This is a genomic window from Aerococcus sp. L_32 (genome assembly GCF_050689315.1).
This window is the reverse complement of record NZ_JBOEQF010000982.1, coordinates 1-692: the sequence shown is the minus strand read 5'-3', so window position 1 is coordinate 692 and position 692 is coordinate 1. Positions and strand designations below refer to the sequence as shown.

General features: G+C 43.4%; 1 protein-coding gene. It reads right to left on the bottom strand.

The features are described from left to right. On the bottom strand, positions 1–692 hold a 692-nt coding region (locus ACRCJ0_RS17735; protein WP_431391467.1), incomplete at both ends, for a thiolase family protein.

Sequence of the window (692 nt, the reverse complement as noted above, 5' to 3'; positions counted from 1 at the left end):
AGTTCTAAGACCTCTGGAATGGCATAGGCTGGGCCAATCCCCATATATTTTGGATCAACGCCAACAGCCTTAAAGCCAACAAAACGAGCAATTGGTTTAACCCCTAATTCTTTGACTTTATCGCCTGACATTAAGACAACAAAACTTGCACCATCAGAAATTTGTGAAGCTGTTCCTGCTGTCACAGTGCCATCTGCCTTAAAGATTGTTCGTAATTTTCCTAAAGTTTCCATTGAAGACTCTGGTCGAATCCCTTCATCTTGATCAAAGATTTTTTCTTCTACCTGTGGACCATGTTCGGTATAGCGCACTTTATGGGTAGTAACCGGTATAATCTCATCCTCAAAACGACCAGAAGTTTGTGCTTTGTGGGCCCGGCGATGACTTTCTACACCAAATGCATCCTGGTCTTCGCGACTAACCTTGTATTTACTTGCTACATTTTCAGCAGTTAACCCCATTGGATAAGACACACCCGAATCTTCTGTTTGTAAGGTTGGGTTATTCGTTGGTTCATTCCCACCCATCGGAACTGCACTCATAAACTCAACACCACCAGCTACTAGCACATCTGATTGACCAGCCATAATAGCATTAGCTGCTATAGCAATTGTTTGCAATCCCGATGAACAATAGCGGTTCACTGTTTGACCAGCAACTGTATAAGGTAACCCCGCCCGTAAGGCAATTGT